The organism is Caballeronia sp. ATUFL_F1_KS4A, from assembly GCF_023630905.1.
GTDB lineage: Bacteria > Pseudomonadota > Gammaproteobacteria > Burkholderiales > Burkholderiaceae > Caballeronia > Caballeronia zhejiangensis.
On sequence record NZ_JALQEB010000001.1, the window covers coordinates 25047 to 49542 of the forward strand.

The 24496-nt window shown below is 63.0% G+C and carries 23 protein-coding genes; 8 read left to right on the forward strand and 15 right to left on the reverse strand.

The genetic code is table 11. From position 1 onward, the window contains the following. Positions 1–83: 83 nt before the first annotated feature. Positions 84–1646 (forward strand): DHA2 family efflux MFS transporter permease subunit, encoded by a 1563-nt coding sequence (locus NCS03_RS00125; protein WP_033536461.1) that lies wholly within the window; start codon positions 84–86, stop codon positions 1644–1646. A 1-nt stretch (position 1647) separates the two neighbouring features. On the opposite strand, the gene NCS03_RS00130 is transcribed toward NCS03_RS00125, so the two are convergent. The 12 genes from NCS03_RS00130 to NCS03_RS00185 all read right to left on the reverse strand — a co-directional run bounded on the left by NCS03_RS00130 (position 1648) and on the right by NCS03_RS00185 (position 14753). Beyond that, positions 1648–2199, reverse strand: coding sequence for a hypothetical protein (locus NCS03_RS00130; protein WP_008352375.1), 552 nt, complete (start codon positions 2197–2199; stop codon positions 1648–1650). Positions 2200–2332: 133 nt separating this feature from the next. Next, positions 2333–3952: a glutamate--cysteine ligase gene (gene gshA / locus NCS03_RS00135; RefSeq protein WP_250528604.1), complete on the reverse strand. Its 1620-nt coding sequence runs from the start codon at positions 3950–3952 to the stop codon at positions 2333–2335. A 240-nt stretch (positions 3953–4192) separates the two neighbouring features. Beyond that, the gene (gene ada, locus NCS03_RS00140) at positions 4193–5275 is read right to left on the reverse strand and encodes a bifunctional DNA-binding transcriptional regulator/O6-methylguanine-DNA methyltransferase Ada (RefSeq protein WP_250528605.1); all 1083 of its coding nucleotides are present in this window, start codon (positions 5273–5275) and stop codon (positions 4193–4195) included. A 334-nt stretch (positions 5276–5609) separates the two neighbouring features. Then, positions 5610–6962 carry an ATP-dependent protease ATPase subunit HslU gene (hslU, locus tag NCS03_RS00145; protein WP_008352370.1) on the reverse strand — a complete coding sequence of 451 codons (1353 nt, stop codon included), beginning with the start codon at positions 6960–6962 and terminating at the stop codon, positions 5610–5612. A gap of 12 nt (positions 6963–6974) precedes the next feature. Then, entirely contained in the window at positions 6975–7511 is a 537-nt protein-coding gene (gene hslV, locus NCS03_RS00150) for an ATP-dependent protease subunit HslV (protein ID WP_008352368.1), read from the reverse strand. A 357-nt stretch (positions 7512–7868) separates the two neighbouring features. After that, positions 7869–8285 carry an RNA polymerase-binding protein DksA gene (gene dksA / locus NCS03_RS00155; protein WP_008352366.1) on the reverse strand — a complete coding sequence of 139 codons (417 nt, stop codon included), beginning with the start codon at positions 8283–8285 and terminating at the stop codon, positions 7869–7871. A 568-nt stretch (positions 8286–8853) separates the two neighbouring features. Then, complete coding sequence (locus tag NCS03_RS00160; protein WP_008352364.1) at positions 8854–9927, reverse strand: CobW family GTP-binding protein; 1074 nt, start codon at positions 9925–9927, stop codon at positions 8854–8856. A 110-nt stretch (positions 9928–10037) separates the two neighbouring features. Further along, positions 10038–11237, reverse strand: coding sequence for a class I SAM-dependent rRNA methyltransferase (locus tag NCS03_RS00165; RefSeq protein ID WP_250528606.1), 1200 nt, complete (start codon positions 11235–11237; stop codon positions 10038–10040). A 35-nt stretch (positions 11238–11272) separates the two neighbouring features. After that, entirely contained in the window at positions 11273–12199 is a 927-nt protein-coding gene (gene xerC / locus NCS03_RS00170; RefSeq protein WP_239294365.1) for a tyrosine recombinase XerC, read from the reverse strand. 2 nt (positions 12200–12201) lie between these two features. Further along, positions 12202–12921, reverse strand: coding sequence for a DUF484 family protein (locus NCS03_RS00175; protein ID WP_008352358.1), 720 nt, complete (start codon positions 12919–12921; stop codon positions 12202–12204). 15 nt (positions 12922–12936) lie between these two features. Then, on the reverse strand, positions 12937–13818 hold the full coding sequence (gene dapF / locus NCS03_RS00180; RefSeq protein ID WP_008352356.1) for a diaminopimelate epimerase: 882 nt from the start codon (positions 13816–13818) through the stop codon (positions 12937–12939). A gap of 50 nt (positions 13819–13868) precedes the next feature. After that, positions 13869–14753 (reverse strand): lipid A biosynthesis lauroyl acyltransferase, encoded by an 885-nt coding sequence (locus tag NCS03_RS00185; protein WP_008352354.1) that lies wholly within the window; start codon positions 14751–14753, stop codon positions 13869–13871. Positions 14754–15007: 254 nt separating this feature from the next. Between NCS03_RS00185 and metK the strand changes: the two genes are divergently transcribed. Then, positions 15008–16195: a methionine adenosyltransferase gene (gene metK / locus NCS03_RS00190; RefSeq protein WP_008352353.1), complete on the forward strand. Its 1188-nt coding sequence runs from the start codon at positions 15008–15010 to the stop codon at positions 16193–16195. Between the two features lie 124 nt (positions 16196–16319). Beyond that, entirely contained in the window at positions 16320–17435 is a 1116-nt protein-coding gene (locus NCS03_RS00195) for an alkene reductase (RefSeq protein ID WP_250528607.1), read from the forward strand. A 21-nt stretch (positions 17436–17456) separates the two neighbouring features. Here NCS03_RS00195 and NCS03_RS00200 read toward each other — a convergent pair whose 3' ends face one another. Continuing rightward, a complete protein-coding gene (locus NCS03_RS00200; RefSeq protein ID WP_174447735.1) occupies positions 17457–17807 on the reverse strand; it encodes a hypothetical protein in 351 nt (116 codons plus the stop codon). Between the two features lie 317 nt (positions 17808–18124). Here NCS03_RS00200 and NCS03_RS00205 point away from each other — a divergent pair, with 317 nt between their 5' ends. Further along, a complete protein-coding gene (locus tag NCS03_RS00205; protein WP_250528608.1) occupies positions 18125–18901 on the forward strand; it encodes a phytanoyl-CoA dioxygenase family protein in 777 nt (258 codons plus the stop codon). Positions 18902–18913: 12 nt separating this feature from the next. Here the strand turns inward: NCS03_RS00205 and NCS03_RS00210 are convergent, their stop codons facing one another. Both NCS03_RS00210 and NCS03_RS00215 read right to left on the reverse strand, forming a co-directional pair. Beyond that, positions 18914–19117, reverse strand: coding sequence for a DUF3185 family protein (locus NCS03_RS00210; RefSeq protein ID WP_008352349.1), 204 nt, complete (start codon positions 19115–19117; stop codon positions 18914–18916). A 60-nt stretch (positions 19118–19177) separates the two neighbouring features. After that, complete coding sequence (locus NCS03_RS00215; protein ID WP_008352348.1) at positions 19178–19975, reverse strand: mechanosensitive ion channel family protein; 798 nt, start codon at positions 19973–19975, stop codon at positions 19178–19180. Positions 19976–20209: 234 nt separating this feature from the next. Between NCS03_RS00215 and mgrA the strand changes: the two genes are divergently transcribed. The 4 genes from mgrA (at position 20210) to rqpR (ending at position 24393) form a co-directional block, all read left to right on the forward strand. Next, a complete protein-coding gene (mgrA, locus tag NCS03_RS00220) occupies positions 20210–21253 on the forward strand; it encodes an L-glyceraldehyde 3-phosphate reductase (RefSeq protein ID WP_250528609.1) in 1044 nt (347 codons plus the stop codon). A gap of 498 nt (positions 21254–21751) precedes the next feature. Beyond that, a complete protein-coding gene (locus NCS03_RS00225) occupies positions 21752–22522 on the forward strand; it encodes a ferredoxin--NADP reductase (protein WP_008352345.1) in 771 nt (256 codons plus the stop codon). Positions 22523–22865: 343 nt separating this feature from the next. After that, positions 22866–23729, forward strand: coding sequence for a sensor histidine kinase (locus NCS03_RS00230; protein WP_250435379.1), 864 nt, complete (start codon positions 22866–22868; stop codon positions 23727–23729). 10 nt (positions 23730–23739) lie between these two features. Then, positions 23740–24393, forward strand: coding sequence for a response regulator transcription factor RqpR (gene rqpR, locus NCS03_RS00235; RefSeq protein ID WP_250528610.1), 654 nt, complete (start codon positions 23740–23742; stop codon positions 24391–24393). Positions 24394–24496: the final 103 nt, after the last annotated feature.

Here is a 24496-nt window from a genome sequence, read left to right on the forward strand (position 1 = left end):
ACTGTCTGAGCAGAGAATGCCGCGACAAGAAATAGTTTGCGTGCGATGCGCGTTTCGAGCGCCGCGCGCCGGAGAAACCTTCGATGTCCACATCCACTGCGGGCACGCCCGCCACGCCGCCCACGCCCGTGCCGCTCACGGGCGGCATCCTCGCCCTTTTGACGATGGGCCTCGCGCTCGGCACCTTCATGGAAGTGCTCGACACGTCGATTGCGAACGTCGCCGTGCCGACCATTTCGGGCAGCCTCGGCGTCGCGACGAGCGAAGGCACGTGGGTCATTTCGTCGTACTCGGTCGCTTCGGCGATTGCGGTGCCGTTGACCGGCTGGCTCGCGCGGCGCGTCGGCGAGGTGAAGCTCTTCACGATTTCCGTGCTGCTGTTTTCGATCGCGTCGGCGCTGTGCGGGCTGGCTCACAACTTCGAATCGCTGATCGCGTTCCGGCTGCTGCAAGGCCTCGTCTCCGGCCCGATGGTCCCGCTGTCGCAAACCATCCTCATGCGCAGCTATCCGCCCGAAAAGCGCGGCCTCGCGCTCGGTCTCTGGGCGATGACCGTGATCGTCGCGCCGATCTTCGGCCCGGTGATGGGCGGCTATATCACCGACAACTACACCTGGCCGTGGATCTTCTATATCAACGTGCCGATCGGCGTGTTCTCGGCGGCGATCGCGTACTTCCTGCTGCGCGGCCACGAGACGAAGACGACGCAGCAGCGCATCGACGGTGTCGGATTGGCGCTGCTCGTGATCGGCGTCGCGAGCCTGCAGATGATGCTCGACCTCGGCAAGGACCACGACTGGTTCAACTCGAACTTCATCGTGACGCTGGCGATCGTGTCGGCGGTCTCGCTCGCGTTCATGTTCGCGTGGGAGTTGACCGAGAAGGAACCGGTGATCGACCTTTCGCTCTTTCGCGACCGCAACTTTGCGATGGGCGTGCTCATCACGTCGCTCGGCTTTCTCGCGTTCTTCGGCTCGGTCGTCGTGTTGCCGTTGTGGTTGCAGACCGTGCTCGGCTACACGCCGTGGCTCGCGGGTCTCGCCACCGCGCCGGTCGGGATTCTCGCGCTGGTGCTGTCGCCGATCATCGGGCAGAACATGCATCGGCTGAATTTGCGCGTGGTCGCGAGCTTCGCGTTCCTCACGTTCGCGTTCGTGTCGCACTGGAACTCGACCTTCACGCTCGATACGCCGTTCGACCAGATCATCTATCCGCGCTTGATTCAGGGCATCGGCGTCGCGTGCTTCTTCGTGCCGATGACGACGATCACGCTCTCCAGCGTCTCCGACGAACGGCTCGCGGGCGCCGCGGGCCTGTCGAACTTCCTGCGCACGCTGTCGGGCGCGATCGGCACGGCGGTCAGCACGACGTTCTGGGAAAACGACATGATCCGCCATCACGCGCGTCTGACCGAATCGGTCACGCCTTATTCGGCGGGCACGAACGCGTATTCGGACCTGCTGTCGGGACTCGGCTTGTCGGGACAGGCGCTGACCGCGCAACTGGATCGCGTGGTGTCGGCGCAGGCGTACATGATGTCGACCAACGACTTCTTCCGCATTTCGTTCTATGCGTTTCTCGTGCTGGCCGCGATGGTCTGGCTGACGCGGCCGAAGAAGGGCGCGTCAGCCTCGATGGGACACTGAACTACTGAGGCGTGAGCGGCGTGACCGACTGCCCCGGCTGGTTCTCCAGATTGAGCGGGACCGGCTGATCCAGCGGGCTGACCTGCACGCCGCTCGGCGCGGGTGCAGGCGGGGTCTGCGTGGCTTGCGGCGTTTCGGTCTTGCGCAGTCCGGGGCCATTCTTGATGAACTGCTTGAAATCCGCGCCCGCCTGCCACGGATTCGGCTGGCAGCCGAGCGGATTATCGCAATGCGCGGCGAAACCGATCGTCGCGGTGCCTTCGTTGGTCGGCGTCTTGGTGATCTGATACGCGAGCGCGCGCTTGCCGCTCGACGGCCCCGCCGTCTGGATGATCGAATCGGTGACGGTCTGCAGCTTGTATTCGGAATGGTTCGTCACCCAGACCTGGGCGCGCGCCCACCACGCGTCGCATTCCGGCTTGCTCATGCAGGTGAGCGGTTGCGTGGCCTGCTCCATCGTCGTGCTGCTGACCTGGTCCTGCACGGCGCAGCCGCTAAAAAGGGCGAGCCATGCAGCCCCAAGCGCGGCGGCGGCGAAGTACTTCTTCTTCATTACTCCCCCGATCGTCGAAAAGTCGGCCATATTTTGACCCCTCAAATCGGATGATGTGATGACGCGTTTCCCTCTGTTGCATAAGCCGGAAACAATTGCCGCCGCGTGCTGACACCGCAGCGGAAAAATCGCCTCACGCGTTCGCGGGGTTCAGCTTGTAGACGTGATACGCCGCAACGAAGGCGTCGAACGTTTCGGTGTCGCTGCTTTCGACGACCGCCTGTTCCACAAGCGATTTTGCCGCAAGCTCGTCCATCACGCGCTCTTCTGCGACGGAAAGCGGACGCGCACGAAAATCTTCCGCGTGACGCGCGCTGAGATCGAGCGCGAACTCGTCGAAGGTTTGCTGCTTGTCGCGCATCGTTTGCAGCACGCGCGCGGACGGCGTGAGCGACGCATCGGCGATGCGCGGCCGCAGCGCTTCCAGCGCGCGCGTGTGATCGCCGTTGCCGTTTAGCGTGTCGAGCGTCTTCGCGACCGGTTCGATTGCATCGAAGAGTTCTTCGGCCCATTGCTGCATCGGCACGCTTGCGCCGTCGCGTTGCAGCGCGAGACCCGGCTTGCGCCCTTCCTTCGACACCGTCATGAAATTCGCGTTGGCTTCGATGCTCGCGCCGGGCGGCAACAGCGGGCTGTCTTCCAGTGCGCAATAGAGCAGATACGCATCGAGAAAGCGCGCGGTTTCGAGCGAGATGCCCGTCGGCACGAACGGATCGATGTCGAGGCAGCGCACTTCGATGTACTGCACGCCGCGCTCGGCCAGCGCATGCAGCGGACGTTCGCCCGAATGCGTGACGCGCTTCGGGCGGATCGTCGAGTAGAACTCGTTTTCGATCTGCAGCACGTTCGTGTTGATCTGCACCCATTCGCCGTCGCGCTGCGTGCCGATGGCTTCATACGGCGCATACGGCTGGCTCACGGCTTTGGCGAGCACGTCGAGATACGCGTCGAGATTGTCGTAGCTCGGCAGCAGATCGGCCTGCGCGGGATTGTTGGTGTATCCGAGATCGCTCATGCGCAGGCTGGTCGCGTGCGGCAGATAGAACGTGGCGGCATCGAACGTTTCCAGATGATGCTTCTTGCCGGCGACGAAGCGCTTGTTCAGCGCCGGCGACGCGCCGAACAGATACATCAGGAGCCAGCTCGTGCGGCGGAAATTGCGGATCAGCGCGAAGTAGCGCTCGGACTGAAAGTCTTTCGCGGACAGCGTGCTCGTCGCATCGAGCGCCTGCCAGGCGCGCCATACGTTTTCATCGAGCGAATAGTTGTAGTGGATGCCCGCGATGCATTGCATCGTGCGGCCGTAGCGCAGCGCGAGGCCGCGCCGGTACACCGTCTTCAACATGCCGATGTTCGACGTGCCGTAATAGCCGAACGGAATCTCGTCCTCGGGCGGCAGCGAGTTGGGCATCGAATTGTTCCACAGCAACTCGTCGCCCATGTGCGCGTACGCGAAGCGATGCAGCGCGTCGAGGCGATCGAGCGTGATCGCCACATCCGATTCGGCGGGCGTGATGAGCTCGACGAGCGCCTCGGAGTAATCGGTCGTGATGAGCGGATGCGTCAGCGCGGAGCCGAACGAGCGCGGATGCGGCGTCATCGCCAGCTTGCCCTGTGGCGTCACGCGCAAGCTTTCTTTTTCGATGCCGCGCAAGCCTTGGCGCAACGCGTCGGCATGCGGACCGGACGCGAGCGCGGCAAGCCTGCGCTCGAAAGCGCCGGCCTTGGTGTGAGCGGGATTCTTGTTTGCCATTGAAGCGTTCTGCGAGGAGCGCGAGCGCGTGTGCGCGCGGTCGTATTTTTAGGGTAGCGGGCACTTTAACATCTCGGTGTATGGCGTGCTTGGGCCCAGACCAGGCAAGGGATTGCGGGTTTTTCGGGAGATGCGCGGGAGATCCGCGGAATACGCGGCGGTGCGCTTTGGAGCCGCTTGGAGCGGCTCGCGAGGACATCGAAGCGCTCGCGCGTCATGTCGACGGCGAGCGCGCCTGCTTCATGCAACCTTGTTGGTTTCGTTGCGCGCGCGTTCGGTTTCGAGCAGCGCTTCCTTGCGCGGCGTGCCCCAGCGATAGCCGGCGATCGCGCCATCCTTGCCGATGACGCGATGACACGGAATCGCGAGCGCCACCGGATTCGACGCGCACGCATTCGCCACCGCCCGCACCGCGCGCGGCGCGCCGAGCGATTCGGCGATCTCGGTGTAACTGCGCGTCTGCCCATACGGGATGCGCCGCAACGCGTCCCACACGCGCCGTTGAAATGCGGTCGCGCCGATGTCGAGCGGCAAATCGAAGCGCTCGCGCGTGCCTTGCAGATACGCGCGAATCTGCGCGATGAACGGCTCCAGTTTCGCGGCATCCTCGACGCGTTCGGCCTGCGCGAAATCGGCGGCGAGCTGATCGACGAGCGTGGGCGCGTCGTCGCCGAATGCGATCTTGCAGACGCCCTTGTCGGTCGCGGCGATGAGCACGGCACCCAGCGGCGTCGCGGCGGTCGCGTAACGCACGGTCAGCCCAGCGCCCTGACGCTTATACGCGGACGGCGTCATGCCGAGTTCCGCGGGCACGGCCTCGTACATGCGCGACGGCGAGCCGAAACCGGCGTCGTGCGTCGCGCGTGTGACGTCGCGGCCGCGCTGCAACGCATCGCGCAGCACGCCGGCACGCTGCGCCGCCTGATACTGACGCGGCGAAATGCCGACGATTCGCGAAAACAGGCGCTGCAGGTGAAACGGGCTGACGTGCACGGCGTCGCTCAATTGCGCGAGCGTCATGCGTTGCTGCGGATCGGCGTCGAGCACCTTGCATGCGCGCTCGACGATCGCGAGTTCGCGCGGCAGGCTCGTCGGCTGGCAGCGCTTGCACGCGCGGTATCCGGCTTGTTCGGCGGAGTCGGTCGTCGGAAAGAATTCGACGTTCTCGCGACGCGGCGCACGCGACGCGCACGACGGTCGGCAAAACACGCCGGTCGTGCGAACGGCGAAGAAGAAGGCACCGTCGGCGCGCTCGTCGCGATCGACGACGGCTTGCCAGCGGCTTTCATCGGAGGAAAAAACAGGGTTCGTGACGGTTTTCATGACGACCTCGATGGCTCTTGGGTACGTGACCACTGTAGAGCCGCCCAACTGAGGTTACGCGCCGATTCTTGCTCTGTCATCGGTCCGCGAAATCCGAAAAGTGACGCTCAGATACCACAAAGGGACGCCATAGGGGTTTTTACCGAAATTTCTATTGCGTCGCATCAAGTGGCTGTGTATGATTGGAACTGTCTCCTCCATGTCTCCTCCTGATATGGATTCAGCCCGCCCACTAAGGCGGGCTTTTTTTCGTCCGTGGTTTTTGCTTGTTCGAAACGTCAGCGCAAAAAAACCGGGCGCGTGGCCCGGTTTCTCGTAGACGATTCCGCCGCCGTTACAGCACGTAGCGCGACAAATCCTCGTCTTGCGCCACATCGCCGAGCGCGCGTTCCACATACGGCGCGTCGATTCGCACAGGCTTGCCGGCATGATTGCCCGCCGCGAACGACACTTCTTCGAGCAGCTTCTCGATCACCGTATAAAGCCGCCGCGCGCCGATATTTTCGGTCTTCTCATTCACCGAAAACGCGATTTCCGCGAGACGCCGGATGCCGTCTTCCGCAAAGTCGAGCTCGACGCCTTCGGTCGCCAGCAGCGCCTTGTACTGCTTGACGAGACTCGCATCAGTCGAATTCAGGATCGATTCGAAATCGCCGACGGACAGCGAATCCAGCTCGACGCGAATCGGAAAGCGCCCCTGCAGTTCGGGAATCAGATCGCTCGGTTTGGCGAGATGAAACGCGCCGCTCGCGATGAACAGGATGTGATCGGTCTTGATCATCCCGTACTTCGTGTTGATGGTCGTGCCTTCGACGAGCGGCAGCAGGTCGCGCTGCACGCCCGCGCGCGAGACTTCGGCGCCGCCCGTCTCGCTGCGCGACGCGATCTTGTCGATCTCATCGAGAAACACGATGCCGTTCTGCTCGACGTTCTGCACCGCCTTGCTCTTGACCTCTTCGTCGTTGAGCATCTTGCTGGCTTCTTCGTCGGTCAGCAGCTTGAGCGCTTCCTTGACCTTCACCTTGCGGCGCGTCTTCTTGCCGCCGCCGATGTTCGCGAACATCGAGCGAATCTGTTCGGTCATGTCTTCCATGCCCGGCGGCCCCATGATGTCCATGCCGACTTGCGGCATTTCCACATCGAGCTCGATTTCCTTGTCGTCGAGCGCGCCTTCGCGCAGGCGCTTGCGGAAGGTCTGACGCGTGGCGTTGTCGCCGCCTTCGCTGCCCGACGACTCGATCGCGTTCGTGGCGCCGAATCCGACCGGCCGCGCCGTCGGCAGAAGAATGTCGAGGATGCGGTCTTCCGCGCGATCTTCGGCCTTCGTGCGGACTTTCTTCATCTCGGATTCGCGCGTCTGCTTCACGGAAATCTCGATCAGATCGCGCACGATGCTGTCCACGTCGCGGCCCACGTAGCCCACTTCGGTGAACTTGGTCGCTTCGATCTTGATGAACGGCGCGTCCGCGAGCTTGGCGAGACGCCGCGCGATTTCGGTTTTGCCGACGCCCGTCGGCCCGATCATCAGAATGTTCTTCGGCGTGATCTCCTGACGCAGCGGCTCGGCGACCTGCTGACGGCGCCAGCGGTTGCGCAGCGCGACGGCAACCGCCTTCTTCGCGCGCCCCTGGCCGATGATGTGCTTGTCGAGTTCGGAGACGATTTCGGAGGGAGTCATGGTGGTCATCGCAAAAGTCCTTTATTCGATCGTCTCGATGACGCGATTGTGGTTGGTGTAGATGCACATGTCGCCGGCGATGGTCAGCGCCTTCTCGACGATGTCGCGCGGCGAGAGATCGGTGTTCTCAATGAGCGCCTGCGCCGCAGCCTGCGCATAGGCGCCGCCCGAGCCGATCGCCGCGATGCCGTGCTCCGGATCGAGCACGTCGCCGTTGCCGGTGATGACGAGCGTGTTGTCCTTGTCGGCGGTGATGAGCATGGCTTCGAGGCGTCGCAGCATGCGATCGGTGCGCCAGTCTTTCGCCAGTTCGACGGCGGCGCGCGTCAGATTGCCCTGATGCTTCTCGAGTTTGGCTTCGAAGCGGTCGAGCAGCGAGAACGCGTCGGCCGTGCCGCCGGCGAAGCCGACCAGCACCTTGCCGCCATAGATGCGGCGCACTTTCTTCGCGCCCCCTTTCATGACGATATTGCCGAGCGTCACCTGACCATCGCCGCCCAGCGCGACCTTGCCGTCGCGGCGCACGGAGACGATGGTCGTGCCGTGAAATTGTTCCATGTGCGTTCCTTGGATAAACAGACGATGCGTGGCGATGAAAGTCCGCCGCGCAGTCGAGAATTCGATGGAGTGCACGGCGCGGGGTTCCGTCGGGCGTGAGGCCCGAGGCGGACGGCGCCGCGCTCGCGCTTGCCGCGATGAAGCTTTTGCGGCGCGCGTCGGATTCATTTTAGGGCGACGCCGGATTTATCAAGGCGTACGGTATCGGCGCTCGCCGTTTTTACCGGGCACAAAGCAAAAAAGGCATCCCTTCGTTGGATGCCTTTTTGCCGATGCGACTGCTTCTGCACAACTTTTTTGCGGCGGCGTCTTCCCCGTTGCGGGCGGTCCCGCGACGCTCGCCTGCCGACAGCGATTTCAGTCGCCGAACAGCTTCTGACGCAGTTCGCGGCGTTCCTGCGCTTCGAGCGACAGCGTGGCGGTCGGACGCGCGAGCAGGCGCGGAATGCCGATCGGCTCGCCGGTCTCTTCGCACCAGCCGTAATCGCCGGACTCGATGCGCGCGAGCGACTGCTGCACCTTCTTCAGAAGCTTGCGTTCGCGATCGCGCGTGCGCAGTTCCAGTGCATGTTCTTCCTCGATGGTCGCGCGGTCCGCCGGGTCCGGCACGATCACCGTTTCCCGCAGGTTCTCGGTCGTCTGGCCGGCATTCTTCAGAATGTCCGCTTGCAACTGTTCGAGCCGGTTCTTGAAGAAGGCGAGTTGATCCTCGTTCATGTAGTCCTTCTCGCTCATCTTCAGGATTTCGGCTTCGGTCAAGAGTTTCGTTGTCATCAGCTTGCTTCTTCAATGTAGGGCGATGTCTTCGCAACGCCCGCACTTGCGTTACCCGCATTCAGCGCATCCGTACGCTAGGGGCTACGCGACACGTCGATGCGGGGCCGAACTCCTCTGGAAACCGATATTGGATGATGCTCCGGAAGACCGGGCGCATTCGCATGGCCCCGGATTTCCGGCCCCGGTGCTTTGACTTGATTTGCCTTCCCCCGGCAAATCGAGGCATCGTCCCGACGGGACATCCCTTCTCCCAAGATCCGCTGGCCGAGCGCCTCGAAGACGCGCATTCAGCGGAACTGCCCTTCTCCAGTGGGGCTGTATTGTAACTGAACCGCAAATTCCAACTAAACCTACGGAAAACCCTGTCGATTTGCGCCGGAATTTCAAAAATATAACGCCTGAACGCGCAAAAAGCGATGACGCTTGGTGGGCGCGACTACATACGCGCACCGAAAGTCGGACATGAAAAACGCCGCGCGCGAGCCCTTCGCGGCGGCGTTCTGTGTCAGTGCCCGTTTTGTCGCCCCGCGTGATTCGCGGCAATCCAAGCGAGATGCATGCCGGATTACTTCACCAGGCAGGCGTCGAGGCCGTCGGTGATCAGATCCTTCGGCAGTTCGATGCCGATGAACACCATCTTGCTGTTCTTCTTCTCGATCGGCATCCACTTGCCGGCGAGATCGCTGCCCATCATCTGATGCACGCCCTGGAACACGACCTTGCGATCGACGCCCTTCATATAGAGCACGCCCTTGTAGCGCAACAGGCGCTCGCCATAAATCTGCAGAATGCCGCCGAGGAAGTCTTCGAGGCGGTTCGGATCGAACGGCTTGTCGCTGCGATACACGAACGACTTGATCTTGTCGTCGTGATGCGCGTGATGATGATGGTGATGCCCGTGCTCGTGATCGTGGCTGTGGTCGTGACCGCAGGTCGAATGATCGTGATCGTGATCATGGTCATGCGCGTGGTCATGATCGTGATCGTCTTCCGCGAGGAAATCCGGATCGATCTCGAGCTTCGAGTTCAGATTGAAACCGCGCAGATCGAAAATTTCCTTGATGTCTGCGTCGCCGAAATTCACGACCTTGATCGCCGCGCGCGGGTTCATGTGCAGCAGGCGATGCTTCAGCGCTTCGAGTTCGTCGGCGGAAACGAGATCGGATTTCGTGATGAACAGGCGATCCGCGAAGCCGACCTGACGCTGCACCACTTCGTGCTGGTCGAGCTGCGCATTCGCGTGCTTCGCGTCGACGAGCGTGATGATCGCGTCGAGCAGGAATTCGTCGGCGACGGTGTTGTCCATGAAGAACGTCTGCGCGACCGGACCCGGATTCGCGAGGCCGGTGGTTTCGATCACGACGCGGTCGAAATCGAGCGTGCCCGCCTTCTTGCGGTTCGCGAGGTCTTCGAGCGCGCGCGCGAGGTCGCCGCGGATCGTGCAGCAGATGCAGCCGTTGCTCATCTGGATGATCTGCTCGTTCGTCTCCTGCACGAGGATCTCGTTGTCGATGTTCTCTTCGCCGAACTCGTTCTCGATCACGGCGATCTTCATGCCGTGCTTCTCGTTCAGGATGCGCTTGAGCAGCGTGGTTTTGCCGCTGCCCAAAAAGCCGGTCAGGATGGTTACGGGAATCATGGTGTCGCCTTTTAAGTTCGGGAAACGCGCGGAATCGAATATTGGAACATATTTGCGGAGCCGACGCTTCGTGCGCCCTTCGCTCGCGAATCGCCCTTAACTGAGGCCGATCACGCGATTTGCAACAGCAGCCCTTTCAGATACTCGCCTTCCGGAAACGCCGTCAGCAACGGATGATCCACGCCCGCGCCGAGCCGCTTGAGGATGCGCGCATCGGCGCGTGCGTCGGCCGCCGCGCTCGCGACGATCTTCTGGAACAAGTCGGTATCGATCGCGCCGGAACATGAGTACGTGAAAAGCAGGCCGCCTGGACGCAGCAACTTGAAGCCGCTCAGATTGATGTCCTTGTACGCGCGCGCGGCGCGATCGACGGTTTCCTTCGACGGCGCGAACTTCGGCGGATCGAGCACGATCAGGTCGAAGCGCCGGCCTTCGTCGTAGAGACGGCGCAGCGTCTTGAACGCATCGGCGTCGAGCCATTCGGCTTTCTCCGCGTCGAAGCCGTTGGCCTTCACGTTCTCCCGCGCGAGCGCGAGCGCTTCGCCCGATGAATCGACGGAGACCACGCGCGTCGCCCCGCCTTTCAGCGCGGCCAGCGAGAATCCGCCCGTGTAGCAGAAGCAGTTGAGCACTTCGCGGCCTTGCGCGTTCTGCGCAACGAGCACGCGGTTGTCGCGCTGATCGACGTAGAAGCCCGTCTTGTGGCCATTGCGCACGTCGACGTGATAGCGCACGCCGCATTCGTTCGCGATGAGCGTCGCCGGAGGCGCGTCGCCGGCGAGCACGCCGGTCGTCTGTTCGAGACCTTCCTTCTGGCGGATCGACACGTCCGAGCGCTCGTAGACGTTCGCGCAACCGGTCGTATCGACGAGCGCCTGCACGATCGCGGCTTTCCATGACTCGACGCCCGTCGCCATGAACTGGCAGACGAGCTGTGCGTGATCGCCGGTATCCGCGACGTAGTAATCGACGATCAGGCCCGGCAAGCCGTCCGCTTCGCCGAATATGAGTCGCGTCGCGCCGGTGTCCTTGACCATGGTGCGCCGATGCGCGACCGCGCGCTGCACGCGGCGCTTGAAGAACGCGTGATCGATGGGCTCGCTTTCATCGAACGTCCAGACGCGCGCGCGAATCTGCGATTGCGGGCTGTACGACGCGCGCGCGAGAAAGCGTCCGTCGGCCGCGCGAATGACGACCGTCGCGCCCGGCGCGGGATTGCCGTCGATGCGCGCGATGGCGTTCGCATAAATCCACGGATGGCGGCGGACGAGCGACTTGTCCTTCGCCGGTTTGAGCGTGATGGTGTCCATTGCAAGCCGAGGCGGCGCGCAGGGCGCTCGCGGAGTTAATCGCGCTTCTTCGCGCGCGGGTGCGCCGCATCGTAGACGCGGGCGAGATGCTGAAAATCGAGCGATGTATAAATCTGCGTGGCCGTGATGCTTGCATGGCCGAGCAGTTCCTGCACCGCGCGCAGGTCGCCGCTCGATTGCAGGACGTGCGTGGCGAACGAATGCCGCAGCACGTGCGGATGCACATTCGACGGAATGCCCGCGAGCAGCGCGAGCCGCTTCACGCGTTCGCGCACCACGCCGGGCGACATGCGGTTGCCGCGCACCGAGAGAAAGAGCGCGTGCGGTTCGAGCTTGACGAACTCGTCGCGCACGGCGAGCCAGGCGCGCAGCGCTTCGACCGCCTTGCTGCCGACCGGCACTTTGCGCATCCGCTTACCTTTGCCGAGCACCGTGACTTCGGCGCCTTCCAGATCGATCCAGCCTTCGGACCGGTGTTCGGCAGTGTCGACGTGGCGAACGTCCAGCCCGACCAGTTCCGCGAGCCGCAGACCCGACGAGTAGAACAGTTCGAGTATCGCGTGATCGCGCAGCGCTTCGGTCGTATCGGCTTGCGGCGCGTCCATCAGCCTCGCGGCGTCATCGACGGAAAGCGCCTTCGGCAGTGTCTTTTCGCGCTTGGGCGCGCGCACCGTCGCGACCGGATTCGCGGGCATCTCGACGCGCTCGGCGAGCCATCGATAGAACGCGCGCCATGCCGACAGCCGATGCGCGATCGAACGCGACGATAATCCGCTCGCGTGCGCGCGCACGACCGCGCCGCGAATATCGGCGGATGTGAGCGATTCCAGTGGACGATCCTTGGCGAGCGCGCGCAGCTCGCTCAACTCGTGCGTATAGCCGCGCAGCGTGTGCTCGGAAAGATGCCGCTGATGCTCGAGCATCGCGAGATAGTCGGCGATCACGTCGGCGGCGGCGTTCATCGTCAATGCGGCAGCAGGCGGGACAGCGCGGCGCTCGCGAGCGCGCCGATCTGCGTGAGGAAATCCGTCGCCATGCCGTCGTGGAAGCGGCGCGGATCAGGCGAGCCCATGACGAGCAGGCCGAAGCTCGGCGCATCCGGGCCGGCTTGCGGATCGCGCAGTGCGATGAGCGACACGGATTCGATCTTGCGGTCGATGTCGGACGGGCCGTCGCTCGGCGCGACCGTCGCCGATGCCGAGTTCGCCGCGCCCAGCCACTGCGCGGCGGCGAAGCCGGTATTCACGCCGCAGTACGGCGCGGCGAGACCGGTCGTGAAAAGGCGTACTTCCTCGCCGACCTGACGGGCGAAATCGGCTTGGCGATAAGCTTCGTCGATATCCCACACGCGCAGCGCGGCGTGCGGCACGTCGAAGATTTCGCACAGCCCCTTGCTGATGGTCGCGGGCAGCGCGTACGGATCGCGCTGCGAGATTACGCGCACGGTCCAGCGATTGAACTTGGTCGAGATGCTGTCGTTTTCGTGGCCGTAGCGCAGCAATTCGGCGAGACGCCGTTCGAGCTGCTTGTTCTTGTCGCGCAGCATTTCCATCTGGCGTTCCTGCAGCGACACGGCCGCTTTGCCGTGCGGATTCGAAAGCCGGATGGTGCCGAGCAGTTCCGCGTGCTCGACGAAGAAATCAGGGTTGTCGAGCAGATAGTCGGCGACTTCGCGTGGATTCATGGTGACGTGTATGCGTTAAACGATGCGATCGAGCTCGATCTCGCCTTCGAAGACCGTTGCGGCGGGCCCGGCCATGAAGAGCGCGGCGGTTTCGTTCTTCGCGCCGTCCCAGCTGATCGTGAGCGTGCCGCCGTGCGTCTCGACGCGAACGGGCGAATCGAGCCGGCCGCGGCGAATGCCGGCCGCCACCGCCGCACATGCGCCCGTGCCGCACGCGAGCGTTTCGCCCGCGCCGCGCTCGTAGACGCGCAGTTTCACCGAATGCCGATCGACGATCTCCATGAAGCCCGCATTGACGCGCTTTGGAAAGCGCGCGTGACGTTCGACGAGCGGACCTTCGGTCAGAACGGGATACGCCTCGACGTCATCGACGATCTGGACCGCGTGCGGATTGCCCATCGACACGACGGAAATCCAGCGCCGGTCGTTGATCGAGCCGTTCACGTCGAGCGGCCAGAGCGTGTCGTTGCCTTCCTTCCGGCCTTCGAGACCTTGCGCGTCGAACGGCACTTTCGGCGGATCGAACACCGGCGTGCTCATATCGACGACGACTTCGCCGTTCTCCTGCATCGTCAGCGTGATGACGCCGTTTTGCACCTGCACGCGCACCGTCGATGCATCCGTCAGACGCCGGTCGCGGACGAACTTCACGAAGCAGCGCGCGCCGTTGCCGCAATGCTCGACTTCACCGCCATCGCAATTGAAGATGCGGTACTTGAAGTCGACGCCTTCGATCGTCGGCTTTTCCACGAGCAGCAACTGATCCGCGCCGACGCCGAAATGACGGTTCGCGAGCGCGCGCACCTGTTCGGCGGACAGATCGAGCGCCTGCGTGTAGCCGTCGAGCACGACGAAGTCATTGCCCGCGCCCTGCATTTTTGTGAATTTCAGTTTCATGGCCGCTATTGTATGTGAGCCGCGATGCCGCGTTTCGCGCGATTCGGGCGTCAATAAAAGCTCGGGTCGCCCGGCGGGCGCGTCTTGAAGCGCTTGTGCACCCAATAATATTGCTCGGGCATGCGCGGAATCTGCTCTTCCAGAAACGCGTTCATGCGGCGCGCGTCGGCCTCGTCGTCGCCGCTCGGATAATTTTCCCAAGGTTTGAAGACTTTCAGCCGATAACCCTTGTAGTTCGGCAAAACTTCTCCGATGAAGGGCACGACCTGCGCCTTGCCCGTCTTCGCGAGCCGGCCGACGGCGGTCAGCGTGCACGTCGGGATTCCGAAGAACGGGACGAACGTGGAGTTGCGCATGCCGTAGTCCATGTCCGCGCCGAGCATCACGGGTTTGCGATCGCGCAGCCAGCGCAGCACGATGCGCGCGCTGTCGGCGCGGCTCGCCATGTCGGCGCCGAAACGGGCGCGCTGTCTCTTCGCCAGTTCCTCGATCTGCGGATTCGAAAACGGCTGATACAGCGAACCGCAGCGCCGATGCAGCGAGTAGTTGAGGAAGATCGAGCCCGCCTCGATGCCGACGAAATGCAGTCCGAGAAAGAGCGTGGGCGGAAGATCGGGATCGGTGAGATCGATGGCGCTATCGACTTCGATCAGCTTTTCTAGCTTCTTCGCGGAGCCGAACCATTGCACGCTGCGCTCGACGTAACTGCGGATCGCGTGCCGAAAGTGCTTCTGCGCGATGTCCTCGCGTTTTTCGTCGGACCACTCGGGGAAGCACAGCTTCAGATTCGTATGGACGATGCGCTTGCGACGGCTCGGAATCTGATAGAGCAGCCAGCCGAGGCCGTCGCCGAAACGCGCGGTGATGCCGTATGGAATCACCGCGAGGAATTTGAGAAAACCGATGGCGAGCGCCACGCCGATACGACCTAGCATGACTCGCTCCGGCGGGCGGACGAGTGGAGCGGGACCGAGGAAGTCAAAAGGGTCAATTCTGTGAAAACTAAGGAAACCGGTATAATAAAACCTTCGCCGAGTTAATGGACAACTTGCGGGGCGAAGCGGGTCGGAGTCTTCTTACTTTCGAGAAGCGCCGGCCTGGAAGCACATCCGCTAAAGCGTCGCCGCTTCAGACTCCAAAAGAAGACGGCTACGTGAATATCAACCGTACTTTTATTGGAGTCTGAAGCGTGTCGAACGACTACCTCTTTACTTCCGAATCCGTTTCCGAAGGCCACCCGGACAAGGTTGCCGACCAAGTCTCCGACGCCATCCTCGACGCCATTCTGTCGCAGGACAAATATTCGCGCGTCGCCGCGGAAACGCTGTGCAACACCGGTCTCGTCGTCCTCGCGGGCGAAATCACGACCACCGCCAACGTCGATTACATCCAGGTCGCGCGCGACACCATCAAGCGCATCGGTTACGACAACACCGACTTCGGCATCGACTATCGCGGCTGCGCGGTTCTCGTCGCGTATGACAAGCAATCGCCGGATATCGCGCAAGGCGTGAACAAGGCGCACGACGACAATCTCGATCAGGGCGCGGGCGACCAGGGCCTCATGTTCGGCTACGCCTGCGACGAAACGCCCGAACTGATGCCGCTGCCGATCCACCTTTCGCATCGCCTCGTCGAGCGTCAGGCAAACCTTCGTCGCGATGGCCGTTTGCCCTGGCTGCGTCCGGACGCGAAGTCGCAAGTCACCGTGCGTTATGTCGATGGCCGCGCGCATTCCATCGATACGGTCGTGCTGTCGACGCAACATTCGCCGGACATCGACCTGCCGCAACTGCGCGAAGCGGTGATCGAGGAAGTCATCAAGCCGACGCTGCCGAAGGAACTCATCAAGGGCGACATCAAGTTTCTGGTGAACCCGACGGGCCGCTTCGTCATCGGTGGTCCGCAGGGCGACTGCGGTCTGACGGGCCGCAAGATCATCGTCGACACGTACGGCGGCGCGGCTCCGCACGGCGGCGGCGCGTTCTCGGGCAAGGATCCGTCGAAGGTCGACCGCTCGGCGGCGTACGCGGGACGTTATGTCGCGAAGAACATCGTCGCGGCCGGTCTCGCATCGCGCGCGCTGATCCAGGTTTCGTACGCAATCGGCGTGGCACGTCCGACTTCAGTGATGGTGAACACGTTCGGCACGGGCCGCGTGTCGGATGCCGAAATCACGAAGCTCGTTCTGGAGCATTTCGATCTGCGTCCGAAGGGCATCATCCAGATGCTCGATCTGCTGCGCCCGATCTACGAAAAGACGGCGGCATACGGTCACTTCGGCCGCGAAGAGCCTGAATTCTCGTGGGAAGCCACCGACAAGGCGCTCATGCTGGCCGAAGCGGCGGGCACGGAGCCGGTCGCAAGCGTGGCGTAACGCCATTCGCCGAACGCGCGGGACAAGAACCGGCAAGCATCGCGCTTGTCGGTTTTTTTTCGCCTGCGCGGCGCGTTTCTTGCGACCGAACCGGACGGCAAAACCGATCATCCACGGAGCCGTCATGCCGTTCGAAACGCTTCTTTCTCCCGTCACAATCGGCAATCTCGAACTGCCGAATCGCGTGGTGATGGCGCCGCTCACGCGCAATCGCGCGTCGCAGCCCGGCGATGTACCCAGCGAAATGAACGCGCACTATTACGCGCAGCGCGCGGGCGCGGGACTCATCGTGACCGAGGCGACGCAGGTTTCGCGGCAAGGTCAGGGTTATGTCGCGACGCCCGGCATCTATTCCGACGCGCAGGAAGCCGGATGGAGAGCCGTCGTGGGCGCGGTTCACGCGCGGCACGGGCGCATCGCGTCGCAGTTGTGGCATGTGGGGCGCGTGTCGCATCGATTGCTGCAGGAGGGCGATGCGCCGCCCGTCGCGCCGTCCGCGATCCGCGCGCGCGACACGCAAGTGTTCGTGAGACACGATGACGGCACCTATGGCATGACCGACGCCGACGAACCGCGCGCGCTTGAGATCGGCGAGTTGCCGGGCATCGTGCTGCAGTTCGTCGATGCCGCGCATCGCGCCAAGCGCGCCGATTTCGACATGATCGAAGTCCACGCGGCCAACGGCTATCTGCTGCATCAGTTCATGGCGACGGGCACCAACCATCGCACCGACGAGTACGGCGGCGGCATCGAAAATCGCGTGCGGCTGGTCGTCGATGTGCTGGAGGCGGTCGCGGGCGTGATGGGCGCGAATCGCGTCGGCATCCGGATATCGCCGAACTTCACGGGATTCGATCTGCACGACGATGAAGGCGAAGCGTCATCGCTGTATCTGGCGCGCGAGCTGAAGCGCATCGGCATCGCGTATCTGCATCTGGCGGAAGGCGACTGGGCGGGCGGCGCGCCGCTTTCGGACGGCTATCGAGACGCGCTGCGGGAGGCTTACGACGGCGCGATCATCGTCTGCGGCGAATACACCGCGGAAGAAGCCAATGCGCGCATCGAACGAGGCGAAGCCGACGCCGTGGCTTTCGGTCGCGCGTTTCTCGCGAATCCGGATTTGGTCGAGCGCTTCAGGATGAACGCGCCGCTCAACGCGCCCGACGAGGCGACGTTCTACGGCGGCGGAGAGAAAGGCTACACGGACTATCCGACGCTCGACGAGGCCGAGCGCAAGTGAGGGATTGCGCGATTGCGCGATTCAGCGCGCCGCGAACGCGTACCAGCCGGCGCTCGTCGCCGACACGCGACGCGGACGACGGCTCGTCAGCGCAGCCGCTTTCGGCTTCGGCGCGGGCGCGCGCAACTGCACCGGACGGCGCAACAGCGCGCGCAACGACACCCGGCGCGAGGCCGCGCGCACGCGCAGATTGAAGAAGAACCCGCGGAACCACGACCGGATGCCGTCGACCGGATGCACGTTCTTCAGTTGCTCGGCGAGCAATTGCGTGCGGGTGGAGTGATGGCGCAGCGCGCGGATCATGCCGCGGCGCGCAGGACGCGCGGCTCGCGATGCGACGCGAGTAAGTCCGATAGCGATTCGGTGGTTCATGTCGGCGGGAAAGGTCGGTTTGCGTGGAAGCAGACTCGACGATAGTCGTCTCAAAAATGAAGTTCAACGCTTCGATTCAACAGCATTTGCGAAGTTGCACCGAATTGATGCGGATCAATGTACAGGACCAGTATTACCCGGGTAAGTCCGCGTTTTCCCTGCCGTTTCATGAAGCGGCTGCTTATAAAAATCGGCGGAAGCGTTCTCGCATGGGCCTTCCTGCGCTGCCGGATTTACAATCCCCGTATTCGCCCCAATTCCGGATATAGCGTCGACGGCATGAAGAAATTCGAAAGCCGCCGGAGCCAAGAACTGAAATGTCTGATCAAAACCTGCTGAAATCGAAGAAGGAACAGGTGCACGAGCTGCGTCGAAACGGCTACGTGATCGTGAAAGGGCTGGTTTCGCAGGAACGCCGCGACGCGATGCTCGAAGTCGCGCGCCGGCAACTCGCCGAGGCCGCCGCGCCGGTCGAGTTCGAGGCCGATCTGAAATATCCCGGCGCGCCGGATTCGAAGGACGCGCCCGGCGGACACACCGTGCGCCGCCTGCTCGACGCCTACGCGCGGCATCCGCTTTACGCGGAGTTCGCGACATCGCCGGAAGTGCGCGGATGGATGGAGTTGTATTTCGGCGAGACGCCGTATTTGTCGCGCGCGCATCACAACTGCATGATGACGAAGCACCCGGCGTACGGCAGCCTGACCGGCTGGCATCGCGACGTGCGCTACTGGGCGTTCGAGCGCGACGATCTCGTTTCCGCGTGGGTCGCGCTCGGCAACGAAACGGTGGTAAACGGCGCGCTGTGGTTCGTGCCGATGTCGCACAAGCTGCCGTTCACATCGGATCGCTTCGACGACGCGAAATTCTTCCGCTCCGACTTGCCCGAGAATGCCGCGCTGATCCGCACGGCGGTGTCGCCCGCGCTGGAACCGGGCGACGTCGTGTTCTTCCACTGCAACACGCTGCATTCGGCGGGCAAGAACCTCACCGATCAGGTGAAGTTCTCGCTCGTGTTCACGTATCGCGGCGCGAGCAACGCGGCGCTGCCCGGCACGCGCTCGGCGTCGAAGCCGGAAGTGCCGCTCGTTTGACGTCGCAGCGTTTCAGCGTTTCGACGGAATCGTGAGGCCGATCAGCCCGGCGAGCGACGCGACGATGCCGCCCGCGATCAGCCAGATGGTCTTGTTCGTGGGCGAGCCGGTGAAGAAGCGCGCGACGTCGCTGGAGAGCGAATGAAACGACTGGCCGCCGAAATACAGCAGCACGACGCCGCCGACTAGCAGCGCAACGGAAATCGCTCGGGTCATGGCGTGGTCTCTTGGCTGGAAAAGCGCGTCAGGTTAGCGGGTCGGCGCTCGCGCGTCCACTCACGCCGCCTGCGCCTGCTCGCGCGTGTACGGCTGAATCTTGCGCAGGAGGTCGGCCATCACGTACTGATGATCGCTTCTGCTCGTCCACGCGCCGAGGTTGTATTTGACGCCGGTGTCCGTGTAATCGGTCACGGCGACCCACGGCGCCGACGGCCCGTCCTGCACGATGCGCGGATCGTCGCTCATCAGCTTGCGCAGTTCCTCGAGCACACGCTCGACCTTCAGCCCATGCTGTGCCTGAAAGTTGATGACGACGCGACGCCGATCGTTCGCGCTGTAGTTCGTGATGGCGTTCGCCCAAATGAGGCTGTTCGGCACGAACATGATGATGCCGTCGGCTTTCGTGAGGCGCGTCGTGAAAAGTCCGATCTCGTTGACCGTGCCCGCCGTCGTCCCGACGCCTTCGATGTAATCGCCGACGCGAAACGGACGCAGCAGCAGGAGCATCAGGCCGGCCGCGATGTTTTGCAGCGTGCCCTGCAGCGCGAGGCCGATGGCGAGGCCGGCAGCGCCGAGCACGGTCAGGATGCTGGCGGCGGCAATGCCGAGCTTGCCGAGCGCGGCGACGATCGCGACGACGCGGATCGCCCACAACGCGAGGCTGGCGAGCACCGGGGTGAGCGTGGCATCGACATTGGTGCGAGCGAGCGTGCGGCGCAGGGTGTTCGCGACGGCGTTCGAAATCCACCAGCCGACCGCGAGAATCAGCAGCGCCAGCAGAATATCGATGCCGTAAGTCACGGCAATTGCACTAAACGAATCGTAAGCGGGGCGAAGTCTGTCGATCGAATCCATGGGTAGCGGTCCTTCAAAACGAATCTGCTTTTGTCCGCGATCGCGTTGGATCGTTCCCCTTGCTGGCCATCCGGCCTATACCGAATAGCGGGACGGCATCGCGTGCCGTGCGCGCCCAGCCCCGATTGGCTTACCATTGACGCCCTCGACAGCGTGCGTGTCCGCGCGTGCCGCGTGAAATGCACGTTGTCCGTTCCAGTCCGTTCAATTCGCCATCCGCAGAGGAAATCCGTCATGGCCTACGAAGCAGCCTCCGAGCGTTACACGCAGATGCAATACCGCACTTGTGGCAGGAGCGGGTTGAAACTTCCTGCGCTGTCGCTCGGTTTGTGGCACAACTTCGGCGATACGACGCCGATCTCCACGCAACGTGAAATTCTGCGCACGGCGTTCGATCTCGGCGTCACGCATTTCGATCTCGCGAACAATTACGGCCCGCCGTACGGCAGCGCCGAAACGAACTTCGGGCGCATCTTCAAGGACGACTTCCGCCCCTATCGTGACGAACTGTTGATCTCCTCGAAAGCCGGCTGGGACATGTGGCCCGGTCCGTACGGCCAAGGCGGCGGCTCGCGCAAATACGTGCTGGCGAGCCTCGACCAGAGCCTGAAGCGCATGGGCCTCGATTACGTCGACATCTTCTATTCGCACCGTTTCGACGCCGATACGCCGCTCGAAGAAACCGCTGGCGCGCTGGCGACGGCCGTGCATTCGGGCAAGGCGCTTTACGTTGGCATCTCGTCGTACTCGGCGTCCAAAACACGCGAGATGGCCAAGCTGCTTGCCGAGCACAAGGTGCCGCTGCTGATCCATCAGCCGTCGTACAACATGCTGAACCGCTGGATCGAAGAAGACCTGCTCGACACGCTCGACGACATCGGCGCGGGAAGCATCGCGTTTACGCCGCTCGCGCAAGGTCTGCTGACCAGCAAGTATCTGAATGGCGTGCCGCAGGACGCGCGCGTCAACAAACCGGGCGGCGGCTCGCTCAAGCAGGAACATCTGAGCGATGCGAACCTCGCGCACGTCCGCAAGCTCAACGATCTCGCGCAGAAGCGCGGCCAGAGCCTCGCGCAGATGGCGCTCGCGTGGGCGCTGCGAGGCGGGCGCGTGACCTCGGTGCTGATCGGCGCGAGCCGCGCGGAGCAAGTCGTCGAGAACGTCGGCGCACTGAAGAATCTCGATTTCTCGAACGAAGAACTCGCGGAAATCGATCAGCACGCGAAGGAAGGCGGCATCAACCTGTGGGAAAAACCGTCGACGGATCAACGCATCTGACACGCGTGCGGCCTTTCGCCAGAAGGGTATTTCGAGATATGCGCGGCATCCGTTGCTATCATGCGGACTCGGCGGCTTTTGCGCAGCGATAAGAGTTGCCGCCGAGGCCGGCCACCGGCCGCGCAGTCAGCCGAAAGTGCATTTCTTCTGCACGCACGTTCGCCCACGAGGCGCGCGTGCGCGCCACCGCCGCCGTATCGACGTTCGGACCGCGAAACGACTATCGGGTTAAAATAGCCGATTGCGCCGGGCTGTCAGTTTTTTTGCGCGAAGTTCACGCGTGGCGCGGCGTGAATCGCTGTCCTCGCATCGCGGGTTTCGGATCAATCGGCGACCTTCACCATTCGATCGTCCCGTTCGGACAGCGCAGCGCCCCTCGTTGCGCCCTCGTAGCGCGCTTTGTTTTCGACATCGGCCCGGCGTGGCATCCGCCGCCAGCCAGGCGCGAGCGTCAGAGCGTCACCGCTTTCGCACAGTTAGAGCACAGTTCAAGAAGCCATGAGCAACCTTAATTCTCAAACCGTTCTGAGCGTCCATCACTGGACCGACACGCTTTTCAGTTTCACCTGCACCCGCGATAGCTCGTTCCGCTTCGAGAACGGCCAGTTCACGATGGTGGGTCTCGAAGTCGACGGCAAGCCGCTTCTGCGCGCGTACAGCCTCGCGAGCGCGAACTACGAAGAGCATCTCGAATTTCTGAGCATCAAGGTTCCGGACGGCCCCCTGACCTCGCGCCTGCAACATCTGAAAGTGGGCGATTCCGTGCTGATCGGCAAGAAGCCGACGGGCACGCTCGTCGCCGACAATCTGCTGCCCGGCAAGACGCTGTGGCTGCTGTCGACCGGCACGGGCCTCGCGCCGTTCATGTCGATCATCAAGGACCCGGACGTCTACGACCGCTACGAGAAGATCGTGCTGACGCACACGTGCCGTTTCGTCGACGAACTCGCGTACAAGGATTTCATCACCGAGCACTTGCCGGCGCATGAGCATATCGGCGAAATCGTGTCCGAAAAGCTCGTCTATTACCCGACGGTCACGCGGGAGGAGTTCGCGAACCGTGGTCGCATCACCGATCTGATCGAGACCAAGAAGCTGTTCGCCGATCTCTCGGTCGAGCCGTTCTCGGTCGAAAACGACCGCGTGATGCTCTGCGGCAGCCCGCACATGCTGCGCGACACGCGCGAACTGCTCGACGCGATGGGCTTCCAGGAAGGCAGCAACAACCATCCTGGCCACTACGTCGTGGAAAAGGCGTTCGTCGGATAAGCTGTCTCGACGTCGCGATTGCACAAACCGGAGCCTCGCGCTCCGGTTTTTTTTCGCCTCGACGAAATCACCATACGCGCGTCGCTGCTACAAATTGACCACGGTCGGTAGGTCTTTTTCCTACGCATTATGCGCAGCGGACTTGGTAAACGACATGAAGTTCGACCGCCGGAGCCTTGCGCGACATGGATTTATCATTTTTTTGAGATATGATGCGTTTACTTTTTGACGGCGCAGGCCATCCCGTAGTCCGTCAACGATGTTACTGAGTGTAAATTCGGTTACGCCGCTCGTGAGTTACCCGAGGACGTAGCTCCAGTTGCGCTCGAAGCGAGGATAGTGAATGAACCCGTCGGCCACGATCACGCTCGATGAGAACCCGATTCGCCGCGCTCCGCTGCGCGCGGTTCCATCACCGTCGCCGGAATGCTCCGGCGCGTCGTTTGCCTCACCCTATTCCGCGCTGATCGACGCCAAGCTCAAGGGCGACCGTCAGATTCAGCGTCTCACCGCCCGCGTCCAGGAACTCGCCGCGCTGCTCGCCGCCACCGAAGAGCGCGCGCGTCAGGCGCTCGCGCAAGACCTGCACGACGCGAGCGGCGCCGCGCTCACCGTCGCGAATATCGCGCTCGCTCGCGCCGAGCACTGGCTGCCCGCCGATGCGCCCGCCGCGCTCGACGACGCGCTGCATCAGGCGCGCGCGGCGCTCGCGGATGTCTGCGAGACGAGTCATCGCATCGTCGAGGGATTGCAGACGCCGACTTTCGATGCCAACTTCGCCGCCACGCTGGCCGGCTGGATCGCGGATTTCGGCGCGCGCACGGCGATCGCCGTCGATTTCTCGTGCCCCGACGATGCGCGTCTCGATCGCATGTCGCACGACATGTCGCTCGCGCTCTTTCGCGTGATGCAGGAAGCGCTCGGCAACGTCGCGCGTCACGCGCACGCCGGGCATGCGCGCGTGTCCGTCGCGCTCGACGGACAAGGCGTGATCCTGCTCGTCGAAGACGATGGCGTCGGCATCAGCGCGGCGGCGCGTCGCAAGAGCGGACGCTTCGGCCTTTCCGGGATGCGCGCGCGCTGCGAGGCGCTCGGCGGCAATCTGCGCGTCGCGGCGGCGAAGCCTGCCGGCACTTGCGTGCGCGCGCGTTTTCCGTGGGCTGCGGCGGGTCCGGGCCTCTTCACGCTCAGCGTGGTCAACGCCTGAGGCCGCCGCGATGCTCAGAATCCTGCTCGCCGACGATCACGGCATCGTGCGCCGCGGCGTCGCGCAATTGCTGCTGGAACGCGGCGTCGCATCCGAAGTGCTGGAGGCCGAGACCGGCATGCAGGCGCTCGCGCTCGCCGCGCGTCGCCCGCTCAATGTCGCGATGCTCGACATCTCGCTGCCGGACATCAACGGCATCGACGTGTTGAAGCGTCTCAAGCGCGAAAGCCCGCGTCTGCCGGTGCTGATGTTTTCGATGTATCGCGAAGATCAATATGCGGTGCGCGCGTTGAAGGCGGGCGCGGCGGGCTATCTGTCGAAGACGGCGGACCCCGCGCTGATGATCGGCGCGATTCAGCAAGTCGCCGCAGGCCGAAAATACGTGAGCCCTGAAATGGCCGAAGCCCTCGCAACCTACGTTTCGCTCGATACGGACCGGTTGCCGCACGAGAAACTATCGGACCGCGAATATCAGACGCTGTGCATGCTTGCTTCGGGAAAACGGCTCACTGATATCGCGAACGCCTTATCGCTTTCGGTTAAGACCGTAAGTGTTTATCGCGCGCGGTTGCTGGAGAAAATGAAGCTCGCCAACAACGCAGAGCTTACGTTCTATGTGATGAGCAACCGTCTCGTCGACATGAATCCCGCCATCGCCGGGTAGGTTTATCTCGCGCTAGATAAAACGGGTGGATCGTAACAAATTGCCGCAATTCTGCGTTGCATGCTCAATGGATAGGCAATCTCTGAGTCTCCGATAAAATATC